The organism is Nonomuraea sp. LP-02, assembly GCF_036289125.1.
In the GTDB taxonomy this organism is placed as follows: domain Bacteria; phylum Actinomycetota; class Actinomycetes; order Streptosporangiales; family Streptosporangiaceae; genus Nonomuraea; species Nonomuraea bangladeshensis.
Window position 1 is genome coordinate 591,481 of sequence record NZ_JAXCLK010000001.1, and the last position, 13,419, is coordinate 604,899.

Below are 13,419 nucleotides of genomic sequence, written 5' to 3' on the forward strand. Positions count from 1 at the left end.
GGTCAGGCCGGCCCTCTGTGCCAGGTGTGACGGAATACGCTGCCCGCGGTGACTCGAACCGCGTAACCGAAGGAGTCGACGCTGGGATGACGGCAGAGCGAACGATGCCTACGCAGGATGACGTGCTCGGGTACTTCAACACCCTGTCGAACTGGGGCCGGTGGGGCGACGACGACGAGCTCGGCACTCTGAACCACATCACGGACGACGTACGGCTGGCGGCGGCGCGGGCCGTGCGCCACGGCAGGAGCGTGTCGTGCGCCTGGGAGGTCGCCGTACCGGACGACATGGAGCGGTCGACGACGGCGTGCCCGTGCGCCGCCGACATGCCGGGTGCCGAGAACATGCCGGCGCCCACGTTCCGCAACGACCGGCACTGGGGCTTCTCGTCGGAGCGGCTCGGCCTCACGTTCCACGGCAACACCCTCACCCACCTCGACTCGCCGTGCCACATCTTCTGGGACGGCACGATGTACAACGGGCGGTCGCACACGCTGGTCGACGCCGCGACGGGATCGGCGTGGGCGTCGGTGACGGCGGCGGCGAACGGGATCGTCACGCGCGGTGTCCTGCTGGACATCGCGAGCGTGCGGGATGTGTCGTGGCTGGAGCCGGGGGAGGGTGTGTTTCCCGACGATCTCGAGGAGGCCGAGCGTCGCCAGGGCGTACGGGTGCGACCCGGCGATGCGGTGCTCCTGCGGACCGGCTACGGCCGGTTCCGGCACGAGAACGGTGCGGCCGGCGGTTTCACGCAGGCCGGGTGGCACGCGTCCTGCCTGCCGTGGCTGCAGGAACGCGAGGTCGCGCTGATCGGCGCTGACACGCCTCAGGACGTTCAGCCGTCGGGGTACGAAGGCGTGTTGATGCCGGTTCACGCCGTGAGCCTCGTCGCGATGGGTCTGTGGATGCTCGACAACTGCGACCTGGAGGCGTGCGCGAGCACGGCTGCCGAGCTCGGCCAGTGGGACTTCCATCTCGCGGTCGCGCCGGTCCGCTTCGCCGGTACGTCCGGCAGCCCGGTCAACCCGATCGCCACATTCTGATGGATTCAAGGGGGCGGATCACGGCGGCTTGACCGGTTCACGGCCGAGTGTGGACGGGAATCGGCCGTGAGGTCGGGCGAGAACCGGTGCCGATATCGATGCCGATACGGGCGCGGTCGTCGCATGCCGTCGTGACCCGCTGTCTTCGCCGGCTGCCCTCACGGGCTGCTCTCACTGGGGATGGATTACCACCACCAACCACCCCAGTTGTCTCCTCCCCAGGGGCCGCCCCACCACCGTCTGCGGTGGCGGCAGCGACGACCGCACCAACGGCGGCGGCGGCAGCAGCCTCCGCCTTCGCGGAACCCATATCCGGCCATGGTTCCTCCCTCTGACGGTCTGATCCCCTCACCCCGACGCTAGCTCGCAAATAGGGACGAAATATCGCATATGTGGCTATTTCGCGGTCGTTTGACGGGGATTTGGAGAGGGGCCGGTCCGTCACAGCCACCGGAAGGCGATGCGGTGCTCCCGCTCGAAACGGCGACCAGTGAGAGCGAGGAGGACGCGGGCGATCGGGCTGCCGCCCCGGTTGAGTACGGCGCGGGCGATGGGGCCGCCGGTGTGGGCGAGGACGTGGCCGAGTTCGTCGCGTGGTGTGTCCAGGGCGAGCCAGGGCAGGACGACGCCGAGCCCGAGTCGGCCGAGCCCCTGCCGCGTCGCGTGCGCGGCCTTCTGCCACGAGGCCACCGACAGGTGCCGCTGGACGAGCGGCAGGACGGTGCTCTCCTCGTACGCCAGGACGTCCGCCAGCGCGTCACGAAGGCCGGCGACCTCGGCGGCAAGTCGCTCAGCCCCGGGAATCGGCTCGGAGATGAGGGTGTCGAAGGTCGCGGTGCAGGCGTCGATCATCGGGGTCAGGCGGTCGCGTCCGGTGCGCGCCCGTTCCGCCGACTCGCGGGCCACCGGGTCGCCGGCGGCGTCGGCACGTTCCAGCAGGAGCGGCAGGACGGCGTCGGCCCCGGTCGTACGGTGGCGCAGGACGGCCGCGCAGACGTGCCAGCGCCGGGCCAGAGCCGTCCACGCCTCGGCGTCCCCGGGCGGCGTGGCGGGGACGGCGCGCGCCAGCAGGTCGAGGTCCCGGCGGAGGGCGTGGTGGAGGGCGTACACGCCGGTGAGGTCGATGGGGCCCTCGGCTGTGTGCGCCTGCCCGAGCCGGGCCTGCCGGGCGTCGGCGCGTCCCTCGACGGCATCGGCGAGGCGGTCCAGCGAGCGCGCCATGTCCGGCCGCCGGTCCCGGTGCGGGGGGATGAGGAGCGCCGCGAGCCGTTCCTGGCCGCGCGACAGGTGGGCCACCATCTCGTACGCGTGCGTCACCCGCGTCCCGCCCGGCGCCGCTTCGAGGCGGAAGGTCCACACCGTGGAGTCGGCCACCTTGTCGTCCGGCAGCGTACGGAAGGAGAACTCGCGCCCGGGCTCGGCCGTGACGACCTCGCACTGCCGGGTCCAGCGCAGCAGCGCGAAGCGGTTGACCCCGGCGAAGCGGGCGCCCGCGCGGGTCGTGCGTACGTCGCCGGTCCACGTGCAGCGCCGGGTCTCGGGGCTCCATTCGGGGGTGCGCGTGATGTCGGAGACCCAGTGGTAGAGCCGCAGGGGATCGGCGGCGATGACCCGCGACACGCTTCCCTCCCGCCTCATGGGGGAGGTGCCGGCGTCGGAGGGGTGGCGGCGTTCGGCCGAGGTCGCGGTCATCGCGGCTCCTTGGTAGTGTTCATCCCAGCCGAGCTGGATTGGATACATGATGACTGTAGCCAAAAACCGTGAGCCGTCAAGAAGGTACCGATCACCGCTCAGGGAGGAGCAGGCCCGGCGGACGCGCACAGCGGTGGTCGACGCGGCCACCGGGTGCTTCGTCGAGACGGGCTACGTCGCGACCACGATGAAGGACATCGCGGCGCGGGCCGGCGTCTCGGTGGAGACGGTCTACGCCCAGGGCAACAAGGCGTCGTTGCTGCTCAAGGTGGTGGACCGGGCGCTGGCGGGCGACGAGGGTCCGGAGACGGTGCTGGAGCGGCCGGGTATGCGCGGCGTCCTGGAGGCGCCCGACCCCCGCGAGGTCCTGCGGCGGCTACGGGAGCTCCTCGTCGAGGGCATACCGCACGCGCTGCCGGTCATGCATGCCTTCCAGGCCGCGGCCGCCGCCGACCCGGAGATCGCGGAGGTGTTCGCGACCTACGAGGAGCGCCGCCTGGCCGACATGACCGCCATCGCCGAGGCCCTGGCTCCCGGCCTGCGGCCCGGCGTCACCGTGGCGGAGGCGGCGGACGTCGTCTGGGCGCTGTTCACCACCACCGCCATCCGTGCGCTCGTCGTGGACCGCGACTGGGGCGTGGAGCGGTGGGCCTCCTGGGTGACCGACGTCCTGGAGCGCACCCTGCTGGACTGAGGCAAGTCTGCTTGGGCTGAGGCGGCCTGCTGGGCTGAGGCGGCCTGCTGAGCTGAGGCGGTCAGGCGTTTGCGGCCGGGCGGCGGTCGGCGTAGCGGCCCGGCGTGCAGCCGTACTCCTTGGTGAAGGCCGAGATGAACGCCGATGGGCTGGAGTAGCCCACGCGGTGCGCCACCTCGGCGACCGGCCGGGTCTCCAGCAGCACCCGCGAGGTGCTGAGCCGCAGCTTGGTCCGCACCTTCGAGTACGGCATCCCGAACTCCCGCTCGAAGTCGCGCTGCAACGTCTTGACGCTGACGTGCAGCCGTTCGGCCCACTCGGCGAGCCCGGCCTCGTCCCCGGGGTCGTGGGAGAGCGCCCGCGCCACGGTGAGCGCGAAGCCGGTGCCGGTGGCGTGGTGGCCGACGAAGTCGGCGGCGCCCGCGCCGAGCCCGGCCATGATGCGGGCGCGGGCGGCGAGCGCCGCGCCCTCGTCGTGACCGGGGCGGCAGATGGCCTCGACGAGCCGCGCCGCCTCCGGGTCCATCGAGACCGCGCCCGCCCGCAGGCCGGCGAGCGCCTCGGGCACCTGGCGCAGGCAGATCCGGTAGACGCTCTGCCGGTCCGCGGCGCGTACCTCGTGGGTGACGGCCCGGTGCGCCCAGAACGCCTCGCGCGGCCCGACGAACTGGGTGCGGGCGCCGTGCCTGGTCGCCAGCATGCCGTCGGGGGACCAGTAGAGCTGGTGCAGGAAGTCCTGGCGGCCCTCGCTGAACTCCAGCACGGCCGCGGAGCGGTACTTGAGCACGAGGATGCCGTCCGGGCGGCCGAGGCCGTAGCCGTACTCCTCGCACCACAGCGGGTCCGTGCCCACGGGGTCGGCGAGGGTGACGGATTGGCGTCTCGGCGACATCGGTTGGCCTCTCAGAGACATCAGCGGAACCAGTGGTAAGGGTAGCCTAACCTCATCTCTAGGAGTTGAAGGAACCCCATGCACCACGTCCACCTCCGGCGCGCCGCCGGAGCCCTCGTACTCACGCTCGCGATGACGGCCGGCTGCGGCTCGGCCGAATCCGGTGAGAGCACCGCCGACAGCGCCGCAGGCGCCGGGCCCGCCACGCGCGTCTTCGCCGCCGACAACGGCGAGGTCACCATCCCGGCCGACCCCGAGCGGGTCGTCGCCACGGGCTACGCGGTGCCCGCCCTCATCGAGGCCGACGCCGCGCTGGTCGGCATCTCCTCCTGGCAGCGCGGCCTGCCGTTGATGTCGGACGAGGACCGGGCGACCTACGACCGGCTGGAGAAGATCGCCGGGGAGACCGCGGCGGAGACCAACTACGAGGCCATCGCCAAGGCCAAGCCCGACCTCATCGTCATCGGCGTCCCCGCGCCCGCCATGGCCGACCTGGACCTGGACCGGCTGAAGTCCATCGCGCCCGTCGTCGCCATCGGCCCCACCGTCCCGTCGGCGTGGCGCGAGCTGTCCCAGCGCCAGAGCGACGCCGCCGGCCGCGCCGTGAACTTCGGCGAGGCCAAGGCCGCCTACGAGAAGAAGGCCGGCGAGCTGGCCGCCAAGTACAAGGACGTGCTGGCGGGCCTGAAGTTCGGCCACGTCGGCGCGTACGGCGAGATCGCCGGCGGAACGTTCCAGCGCGAGTTCGCCGGCTCGTGGGGCACCAACATCGCCACGGACATCGGCGTCACCTACTACGGCGAGGTCAAGAAGAAGGGCGGCAACGCCGCGGACGTCAGCGAGTACCCCTCGATCGAGGAGCTGAACGAGAGCCTCGGCGAGGCGGACGCGATCACGTACACCGTGCAGGCCGACGGCAAGCCGAACGAGGCCGTCCAGTACGTGCTCGACTCCAAGCTGTGGAAGAGCCTGCCCGCGGTCAAGGCGGGCCGGACGTTCCCGATCCGCTACAGCGAGGCGGCCACGTACTCATCGGCCATGAAGACCCTGGACGCGATCGACCAGGCGTTCGCGCCGCTGCTCGCCCAGTGAGCCGGGCCATGGACATCGAGCGCCGCGACCCGCGCGGCCGGGTCGCCGCCCACCACGCCGGCGGCTCCGGCGTGGCCAGGATCGGCTACCCGATCGGCGTCCGCACGGCGCCGGTCGCCCGGCGCGAGCTCGTCACCCCGCGCATGCTCCGGCTCACCCTGGTGGGCCCCGAGCTGGACGGCTTCCACACCTACCAGGCCGACGACCACGTGAAGATCGTCCTCCCGGACGCCGACGGCGCCCTGCGCGCCCCGGTGCCGAACGACCACCTGGAGCTGGACTGGCCCAGGCCGTGGCCCACCACCCGCAAGTACACCGTGCGCCGCTACGACGCCGCGGCGCGCGAGCTGGACCTCGACATCGTCCTGCACGAGGGCGGCGTGGCGGCCGAGTGGGCGGCCGGCGTCGCGGTCGGCGATCAGGTGACGATCGCCGGCCCGCCAGGGGCCAAGGCGTTCCCGCACCACTACCGGCACTGGGTGTTCGCGGTGGACGCCACCGCGCTGCCCGCGGCCGCCCGCTGGCTGGAGGAGTCGCCGTCCGGCGTCTCTGCGCACCTGGTGATCGAGACCGACGACCCGGCCGAGCACGCGTACCCGCTGGCCGAACGCGCCGGCGTGGAGGTGACCTGGCTCGTCCGCGAGGGCGGGCGGTCGCTGCTGGCCGAGACCGTGCGGGGGCTGCGGCTGCCGGAGGGGCCCGCGTTCCTGTTCGCGGCGGGGGAGGCGGGCGACATCAAGCCGCTGCGCGCCTGGAGCGCCGGCCGGCTGGACGCGCTGTTCACCGGCTACTGGAAGCGCGGAGTCGCCGGGCTTGAAGACTGACTCTTCCGGGCGGCGGGCCATCCCGAGGACCGGCTCTTCCGAGTGGCCGGTCCTCCCGAGGACTGACTCCTCCGGGCAGCCGGCCATCCCGAGAACCGGCGCTTCCGGGCGGCGGGCCGTCCCGGTGGCGCGGCGACGGGCGGTCGTTCTCGCCGCCTTCGTCCTGTTGCTGCTCGCCGCGCTGGTCGCGAGCGTCTGCGTCGGAGCGCGGGCGATCGCGCCGGCCGACGTCTGGCGGGCGCTCGTCGGCGCGGACGGCGGCGAGGCGTACCTGATCGTGCACGACGTACGCGGGCCGCGCACGCTGCTCGGCGTCTGCGTCGGCGCGGCGCTCGGCGTCGCGGGCATGCTGGTCCAGACGCTCACGCGCAACCCGCTCGCCGAGCCGGGCCTCCTGGGGGTCACCTCGGGGGCCGGTTTCGCGATCAACGTCGGCGGCCTGCTCGGGCTGGCCGGCGGGCAGGCGGGGCAGCTCGCGCTGGCCTCGTTCGGCGCCGCGCTGACCGCCGTCCTCGTGTACGCGCTCGGCTCGGCCGAGCCGTTGCGCCTGGTGCTGACCGGCGTCGCGCTCAGCGCGGTGCTCTCCGGGATCTCGCTCGGCCTGCGCCTGATGCTGCCCGACGTGTTCGACAGGTACCGGTTCTGGTCCATCGGCTCGCTGGCCGGGCACGAGCAGGCGCCGCTCGCCCTCCCCGCCGCGACCATCGTGCTCGCGCTGGCCGGCGCCGTCCTGGTGGCCCGGCCGCTCAACGCGCTCGTCCTGGGGGACGAGGCCGCGCGCTCGCTCGGCGGGAACGTCGTCCGCACCCGGGTGGCGGTGCTGGTGCTGGTCACCCTGCTCGCCGGGGCGGCCACCGCGGTCGCCGGGCCGATCGCCTTCCTCGGGCTCATGGTGCCGCACCTGGCCAGGCGGCCGGCCGGTGGGTCGGTCCCGTGGCTGATGGCGTACACGATGGTGCTGGGGCCGGTGCTGCTGCTGGCCTCGGACGTCACCGCGCGGGTGCTGCTGCCGACCGGCGAGGTGCCGGTGGCCGTGGTCACCGCCTTCGCGGGCGCGCCCGCGCTCATCTGGGCGGTACGGGCCCGCAGGCGGGTGGCGGCATGAGCCGGCCCGCCGCCGCTCCGCCCGCCCTGACCAGGTCCGTCGTGCTGCGCGTGGGCTCGTGGTCGTTCCGGGCCGGCCGCAGGACGCTGGTGGTGTCCGGCGCGCTGCTGGCCGCGGCCCTGGGCGCCGGCCTGCTCGGCCTCTGCCTGGGCGGCGGCTCGTGGACCGCCCCCGGCGAGGTGCTGGCCGCGCTGGCCGGCCAGGGCGACTCGGTCGTCGTGGTACGCGAGTGGCGCCTGCCCAGGGTCGTCGCCGGGCTGGCGTTCGGCGCGGCGCTCGGCCTGGCGGGCGCGGTCTTCCAGAGCCTCACCCGCAACCCGCTCGGCAGCCCGGACGTCGTCGGACTGGACGCCGGGGCCTACACCGGCGCGCTGTTCGCGATCACCGTGCTCGGCGGCGGCGCCGGGACGCTCGCGGGCAGCTCCGTCGCGGGCGGCCTGCTGGCGGCGGCGGCCGTCTACGTGCTGTCGCTCGGGACGCGGCTGAGCGGCCTGCGCCTGATCGTCGTCGGGATCGCGGTGAACGCCATGCTGACGGCGCTCAACTCCTGGATCGTGCTCCGCGCCGACCTGGACGTGGCCATCGCCGCCACCGGCTGGAGCTCCGGCTCGCTGAACGGGCTGGACTGGGACGAGATCGCCGTTCCGATCGCCGTCATCGCCGCGCTCGCCCTGCTGCTCGCGGCGCTCTCGCCCGCGATGCGGCAGACGGCGCTCGGGGACGAGCAGGCGATAGCCTCGGGCGTGCGGCTGAACCCGCTGCGGCTGCTGCTCGTGCTGGCCGGCGTCGGCTGCACGGCGACGGTGACCGCGGCGGCCGGGCCCATCATGTTCATCGCGCTGGCCGCGCCGCAGATCGGCCGGCTGCTGGCGGGCACGGCCGGCGTCGCGCTCGCCCCGGCGGCGCTGGCGGGCGCGGTGCTGCTGCCGGCCGCCGACGTGGTCGCGCAGGTCCTGCTCGCCCCGGTCTCGCTACCCGTGGGCGTGGTGACCACGGTGATCGGCGGCTGCTACCTCATCGCGCTGCTCGCCAGGAAGGCGCGACGCACGGCCGGCCCGCCCGCTCGCTGAGGGCGTCAGGCGGGGTGGCCTGCGCGCATCTCGTGTTCGATGTCGCGGGCGGTCACCGACAGCGCGCCCACCAGCTCCGGCAGCCGGTTGCGGGAGAAGCGGCTGGTGGGCATCGACACCGACAGGGCCGCCTGGGCGTGGCCGTCGGGGCCGCGTACGGCCCGGCCGACGGCGGTGACGCCCGACTCGGTCTTGCCGGCGTTGATGGCGAAGCCCCGCTCGCGGACGTTGCGCAGCTCGCGGCGGAGCGCCGTCAGGTTGGGCCGCTGGTCGAGCCGGTCGGCCCACTTGTCCTCGCCGTAGAGCCCGTCGAGCCGCTCCTGCGGCAGGTCGGCGAGCAGGACCTTGCCGCCCGAGGCCAGGTGGGCGGGGAAGACCATGCCCTCGCGGTTGCCGACCCGCAGCGCCTGCGTGCACTCGACGGAGCCGATGAAGCGTACGTGGTCGCCGGAGAGTATCTGCAGGTTCGCGCTCTCCTGGACCCGCTCGACCAGGGCGGCGAGGTGCGGCATGGCGACCGCGCGGAGCAGCGCGGTGTGCGACTGGGAGCGGCCGCCCAGCGAGAGCACCGGCCCGGCGGCGTACTGGTGGTCCTCGCGCCGGACCGCGAAGTCGCGGTAGACGAGCATGGCGAGCAGCCGGTGCGCGGTGGAGGGCGCCACCCCGAGCCGCCGCGCCGCCTCGCCCACTCCGAACGGGCCCTCGACCTGGAGCATGACCGCGAGCTGCAGCGCGTGATCGACGCTGCGGACCAGATAGTTGGGAGGATTCTTCACAGCAGAATCTCCTATTCTTTTCCGCTCCCCACGATACAAGCTGGAGACCCGCGGGAACGGCGGCGTGCCGTCGCGTCGTCCCGCGTCGAGGACGCTAGGAGTGGACATGACCGAGATCGCGAACTCCCCGGTTCGCCTCACCGCGGTCGACTCGCCGGATCAGCCGACACCGTCGGCGGCCCTGGAGGAGCTGTACCGCGGCTTCGAGAAGGAGCTGCTGGTCCCGCTGTGGACCGAGATCGGCGACCTGATGCCGCTGCACCCGAGGAGCAAGGCGGTCCCGCACCTGTGGCGGTGGGAGAACCTGGTGGCACTGGCCGGCGAGGCCGGGCACCTGGTGCCGGTCGGCAGGGGAGGGGAGCGGCGGGCGATCGCGCTCGCCAACCCGTCGCTCGGCGGCCGGCCGTTCGCGACGCCGACGCTGTGGGCGGCGATCCAGTACCTGATGCCGGGCGAGGACGCCCCCGAGCACCGCCACACCCAGCACGCCTTCCGCTTCGTCGTCGAGGGCGAGGGCGTCTGGACGGTCGTCGGCGGCGACCCGGTGCCGATGCGCCGCGGCGACTTCCTGCCCCAGGGCGGCTGGAACTGGCACGCGCACCACAACGCCGCTGACCGGCCCATGGCCTGGATCGACGGCCTGGACATCCCGTTCCAGTACGTCACCGAGTCCCAGTTCTTCGAGTTCGGCCGCGACCGGATCAGCGACGCCGAGCGCACCACGCCCGAGCGGTCCCGTTCCGAGCGGCTGTGGGGGCACCCGGGCCTGCGGCCGGTGTCCGCGCCGGGCGCGCGGACCTCGTCGCCGCTGCTGGCCTACCGGTGGGCCGACACCGACCGCGCCCTCGCCGACCAGCTCGCGCTGGAGGCCGAGGGGCACGCCGGCACCGTCGAGCCCGGCCACGCCGCCGTCCGCTACACCAACCCCACCACCGGCGGCGACGTGCTGCCCACCATCCGGGTCGAGATGCACCGCGTACGCGCGGGCGCCGAGACCGCGCCGTGCCGGGAGACCGGATCCTCGGTCTACCAGGTCTTCGACGGCAGCGGCCGGATCACCGTCGGCGACCGGTCGTGGTCGGTGACCCGCGGCGACCTGTTCGTCGTGCCCTCCTGGACGCCGTTCTCGGCGCGCTCGGAGGCGTCGGCGTCCGACTCCGACTCCGGCTCGCTCGACCTCTTCCGGTTCAGCGACAGCCCGATCTTCGAGGCGCTGCGCCTCGACCGCTCCGACGTGGAAAGGCCGCAGGCATGAGGCTCGCCACCATCCGTACCTCCCAGGGGGGCACCCGCGCCGTGCGGGTCGAGGGGGAGACCCTGGTCGACCTGGGCCTCGCCGACGTCGGCGAGCTGCTGGCCCGGCCGGGCTGGGCCGAGCGCGCCGCCCGCGCGGGCGAGCCGGTGGCCGCGTCCGGGTTCGCGCCCGTGGTGCCGAACCCCGGCAAGATCGTCTGTGTGGGGCTCAACTACCGCAACCACATCCTGGAGATGGGACGGGAGCTGCCGCGGCACCCGACGCTGTTCGCCAAGTATCCCGAGGCGCTGGTCGGCGCGTACGACGAGATCCGGCTCCCGCCGGAGTCCGACCAGGTGGACTGGGAGGCCGAGCTGGCGGTCGTCATCGGGACGCGGGTGCGGCGCGCGGACGAGGCGGAGGCCGCCGCCGCCATCGCCGGGTTCGCCGTGCTCAACGACGTCACCATGCGCGACTGGCAGTACCGCTCGCCGATGTGGCTGCAGGGCAAGACCTGGGAGGCCAGCACGCCGTTCGGCCCTTACCTGGTCACGCCGGACGAGCTGGAGGGCGGCGTACGGCCCTCGCTCACGCTGACCGGCTGGGTGGACGGCGAGCAGGTGCAGCAGGCCGACACCGCCGACCTCGTGTTCGACCCGGTGGACCTGGTCCGCTACGTCTCCACGATCCTCACGCTCAACCCCGGCGACGTCATCGCCTCCGGCACGCCGGGCGGCGTCGGCCACGCCCGCAAGCCCGCCCGCTACCTCGCCGACGGCAGCGTCCTCGCCACCGAGATCACCGGCCTCGGCCGCTCGGAGGTCAAGGCCGTGGCCGAGTCGGTCGCGCAATGACCGGCGGCCCGATGACCGGCGGCCGCAGCCGCGCCGACAGCCTGCGCTGGACGGCCGAGGGCAGCACGATCTTCTTCGACGCCCTGGCCGGGCTGCCGGACGAGCGCCTGGACGAGCCGACCGCACTGCCGGGCTGGAGCGGCAGGCACCTGCTCGCGCACGTGGCCGCGAACGCCGCCGCCCTGGCCAACCTGGTGCACTGGGCGCGCACCGGCGAGGAGCGGCCCATGTACTCCTCGCCGGAGCAGCGTGACGCCGACATCGCGGCGGGTGCCGCCAGGCCCGCCGCCGAGCTGCGGGAATGGGCGGCGCGGGCCGCGGACGACCTCGCCGCGCGCCTCGCCGAGCTGGACGAGCGGCAGTGGCAGGAGCACGTCCGCACCGCGCAGGGCCGTACGGTCACCGCCGAGGAGATCCCCTGGATGCGCGCCCGCGAGGTCATGGTGCACGCCGTGGACCTCGGCGCGGGGGTGACGTTCGACGATCTGCCCGCGGACTTCCTCGCGGCGCTGGTCGGCGACATCGCCGCCAAGCGCGCCGCCGCCCCCGGCCCGGCGCTCACGCTCACGCTCACGGCCACCGGCGGCGGAACGTGGCCGATCCCCGGTTCCGGGCCGGCCGTACCGCTCACCGGGACCCTCGCGGGCCTGGCCGCCTATCTCTCCGGCCGGGGCTCCGGCGGCGTCACCGGTGAGGCGGGCGGCCCGCCCCCCGAACTGCCGCGCTGGCTCTAGCCCCGCTCGCTTCTGAAGGAAAGGAACGGACATGGTCGGACACGGCCGCGACGTCGACGTCGTCGTGGTGGGCGGGGGCATCGGCGGCCTGGCCAACGCCCTGGCGCTGACGCTGAAGGGCCTGCGGGTCCGGGTGCTCGAACAGGCCCACGAGTTCGGCGAGGTGGGCGCGGGCCTGCAGATCGCGCCCAACTGCACGCGCATCCTCGACCGGTGGGGGCTGCTCGACGAGGTCACGTCGCTCGGCGTGCTCCCCGAGAGCATCGTCATGCGCGACGCGATCGACGGCGAGGTCCTCACCCGGCTCGACCTGCGGGACGTGGAGCGGCGCTACGGCTTCCCCTACCTGGTGATCCACCGCAGCGACCTGCACGGCACCCTGCTGCGCGCCTGCCGCCGGGCCGGGGTGGACCTCGTCAACGACGTCACGGTCACCGGGTACGAGCAGGCCGCGGACGGCGCGGTCGCCGTGCACGCGGGAGGGCGCGAGCGGGGCGCGGTCGTCCTCGCCGCCGACGGGCTCCGCTCCGTGGCCCGCCGTCTCCTGAGCGACGACGAGCCGGTCAGCTCCGCGTACGTCGCCTATCGGGGCGCGGTGCCGTTCGAGCAGGTCGCCCGGCTCGACGTGCAGCCGAAGGACGTGGTCGTGCACGTCGGCCCGCGCTGCCACTTCGTCCAGTACGCGCTGCGCCACGGCGAGATGTTCAACCAGGTCGCGGTCTTCGAGTCGCCGAAGGCGCTGGCCGGCGAGGAGGACTGGGGCACGCCCGACGAGCTGGACGCGGCGTTCACGGCGACCAGCGAGCAGGTGCGGGCCGGGCTGCCGCTGATGTGGCGCGACCGCTGGTGGCGGATGTTCGACCGCGAGCCGATCGACGACTGGGTGCGGGGCCGCGTCGCACTCACCGGCGACGCCGCGCACCCGCCGCTGCAGTACCTCGCGCAGGGCGCGGTCATGGCCATCGAGGACGCGTGGGTGCTCTCCGAGCACGTGGCCCGCCTGACCGGCCCGGCCGGAGTGGAGTGGGACGGCGCGCTGGCGGCCTACAACGCCGTCCGTCCCCTGCACTGCCGCCGGGTGCTGACCACGGCCCGCGCCTGGGGCAGGCTCTGGCACCACGAGGGGGAGAAGCGGGAGTGGCGCAACGCGGTGCTCCGCGAGCGCGATGTCCACGACTACGCGTACGTGGACTGGCTCTTCGGGCCGACGGCGCTCACGCCCGGCGAGCTGCCGCCGATGTTCCCCGGGTACGAGGGCGAGCCCGCCCTGGCCTGATTGCGGTCCGCCGTAACGGTGGTTTCGGGTCCGATCAGCCGAAGATTTCGGGAGCGCTCCCAAAGGTCCTGTCCTCACCTTCACCTGCGCCTACGGAATCTTCGGCCTCCGGCCGCCCGGCGGGAAGCCGACA

General features: G+C 73.8%; 13 protein-coding genes. 10 read left to right on the forward strand and 3 right to left on the reverse strand.

Annotation, left to right across the window (positions count from 1 at the left end; all coding sequences use genetic code 11):
• Window positions 1-104: 104 nt before the first annotated feature.
• On the forward strand, window positions 105-1,043 hold the full coding sequence (locus tag SMD20_RS02755; protein ID WP_329574485.1) for a cyclase family protein: 939 nt from the start codon (window positions 105-107) through the stop codon (window positions 1,041-1,043).
• Between the two features lie 441 nt (window positions 1,044-1,484).
• Here SMD20_RS02755 and SMD20_RS02760 read toward each other — a convergent pair whose 3' ends face one another.
• On the reverse strand, window positions 1,485-2,735 hold the full coding sequence (locus SMD20_RS02760) for an SRPBCC family protein (protein WP_329574488.1): 1,251 nt from the start codon (window positions 2,733-2,735) through the stop codon (window positions 1,485-1,487).
• Window positions 2,736-2,868: 133 nt separating this feature from the next.
• Here SMD20_RS02760 and SMD20_RS02765 point away from each other — a divergent pair, with 133 nt between their 5' ends.
• A complete protein-coding gene (locus SMD20_RS02765; protein ID WP_329574490.1) occupies window positions 2,869-3,429 on the forward strand; it encodes a TetR/AcrR family transcriptional regulator in 561 nt (186 codons plus the stop codon).
• A 61-nt stretch (window positions 3,430-3,490) separates the two neighbouring features.
• On the opposite strand, the gene SMD20_RS02770 is transcribed toward SMD20_RS02765, so the two are convergent.
• On the reverse strand, window positions 3,491-4,321 hold the full coding sequence (locus tag SMD20_RS02770) for a helix-turn-helix transcriptional regulator (RefSeq protein WP_329574493.1): 831 nt from the start codon (window positions 4,319-4,321) through the stop codon (window positions 3,491-3,493).
• Between the two features lie 78 nt (window positions 4,322-4,399).
• Between SMD20_RS02770 and SMD20_RS02775 the strand changes: the two genes are divergently transcribed.
• The 4 genes from SMD20_RS02775 to SMD20_RS02790 are packed head-to-tail and all read left to right on the forward strand — an operon-like array spanning window position 4,400 to window position 8,412.
• Window positions 4,400-5,413 (forward strand): ABC transporter substrate-binding protein, encoded by a 1,014-nt coding sequence (locus tag SMD20_RS02775; RefSeq protein ID WP_329574496.1) that lies wholly within the window; start codon window positions 4,400-4,402, stop codon window positions 5,411-5,413.
• 8 nt (window positions 5,414-5,421) lie between these two features.
• Window positions 5,422-6,237: a siderophore-interacting protein gene (locus SMD20_RS02780; RefSeq protein ID WP_329574498.1), complete on the forward strand. Its 816-nt coding sequence runs from the start codon at window positions 5,422-5,424 to the stop codon at window positions 6,235-6,237.
• On the forward strand, window positions 6,227-7,342 hold the full coding sequence (locus SMD20_RS02785) for a FecCD family ABC transporter permease (protein WP_329574500.1): 1,116 nt from the start codon (window positions 6,227-6,229) through the stop codon (window positions 7,340-7,342). The genes SMD20_RS02780 and SMD20_RS02785 overlap by 11 nt, the downstream gene beginning before the upstream one ends.
• Complete coding sequence (locus SMD20_RS02790; RefSeq protein ID WP_329574503.1) at window positions 7,339-8,412, forward strand: FecCD family ABC transporter permease; 1,074 nt, start codon at window positions 7,339-7,341, stop codon at window positions 8,410-8,412. Before SMD20_RS02785 ends, SMD20_RS02790 begins: the two co-directional genes overlap by 4 nt.
• A gap of 5 nt (window positions 8,413-8,417) precedes the next feature.
• On the opposite strand, the gene SMD20_RS02795 is transcribed toward SMD20_RS02790, so the two are convergent.
• Complete coding sequence (locus tag SMD20_RS02795) at window positions 8,418-9,188, reverse strand: IclR family transcriptional regulator (RefSeq protein WP_329574505.1); 771 nt, start codon at window positions 9,186-9,188, stop codon at window positions 8,418-8,420.
• 100 nt (window positions 9,189-9,288) lie between these two features.
• On the opposite strand from SMD20_RS02795, the gene SMD20_RS02800 reads away from it, so the two are divergent.
• From SMD20_RS02800 to SMD20_RS02815, 4 genes are read left to right on the forward strand one after another with little or no spacing between them, the layout of a single operon-like run.
• Window positions 9,289-10,443: a cupin domain-containing protein gene (locus SMD20_RS02800; protein WP_442942439.1), complete on the forward strand. Its 1,155-nt coding sequence runs from the start codon at window positions 9,289-9,291 to the stop codon at window positions 10,441-10,443.
• Complete coding sequence (locus SMD20_RS02805; protein WP_329574508.1) at window positions 10,440-11,276, forward strand: fumarylacetoacetate hydrolase family protein; 837 nt, start codon at window positions 10,440-10,442, stop codon at window positions 11,274-11,276. Before SMD20_RS02800 ends, SMD20_RS02805 begins: the two co-directional genes overlap by 4 nt.
• Window positions 11,273-12,010, forward strand: coding sequence for a maleylpyruvate isomerase family mycothiol-dependent enzyme (locus tag SMD20_RS02810; RefSeq protein WP_329574510.1), 738 nt, complete (start codon window positions 11,273-11,275; stop codon window positions 12,008-12,010). Before SMD20_RS02805 ends, SMD20_RS02810 begins: the two co-directional genes overlap by 4 nt.
• 31 nt (window positions 12,011-12,041) lie before the next feature.
• Complete coding sequence (locus SMD20_RS02815; protein WP_329574512.1) at window positions 12,042-13,286, forward strand: FAD-dependent monooxygenase; 1,245 nt, start codon at window positions 12,042-12,044, stop codon at window positions 13,284-13,286.
• Window positions 13,287-13,419 lie beyond the last annotated feature (133 nt).

Coding starts and splice junctions, on each gene's coding strand:
- SMD20_RS02755 (WP_329574485.1), top strand. CDS start 105: ATGCCTACGCAGGATGACGTGCTCGGGTACTTCAACACCCTGTCGAAC.
- SMD20_RS02760 (WP_329574488.1), bottom strand. CDS start 2,735: ATGACCGCGACCTCGGCCGAACGCCGCCACCCCTCCGACGCCGGCACC.
- SMD20_RS02770 (WP_329574493.1), bottom strand. CDS start 4,321: ATGTCGCCGAGACGCCAATCCGTCACCCTCGCCGACCCCGTGGGCACG.
- SMD20_RS02775 (WP_329574496.1), top strand. CDS start 4,400: ATGCACCACGTCCACCTCCGGCGCGCCGCCGGAGCCCTCGTACTCACG.
- SMD20_RS02780 (WP_329574498.1), top strand. CDS start 5,422: ATGGACATCGAGCGCCGCGACCCGCGCGGCCGGGTCGCCGCCCACCAC.
- SMD20_RS02790 (WP_329574503.1), top strand. CDS start 7,339: ATGAGCCGGCCCGCCGCCGCTCCGCCCGCCCTGACCAGGTCCGTCGTG.
- SMD20_RS02805 (WP_329574508.1), top strand. CDS start 10,440: ATGAGGCTCGCCACCATCCGTACCTCCCAGGGGGGCACCCGCGCCGTG.
- SMD20_RS02810 (WP_329574510.1), top strand. CDS start 11,273: ATGACCGGCGGCCCGATGACCGGCGGCCGCAGCCGCGCCGACAGCCTG.
- SMD20_RS02815 (WP_329574512.1), top strand. CDS start 12,042: ATGGTCGGACACGGCCGCGACGTCGACGTCGTCGTGGTGGGCGGGGGC.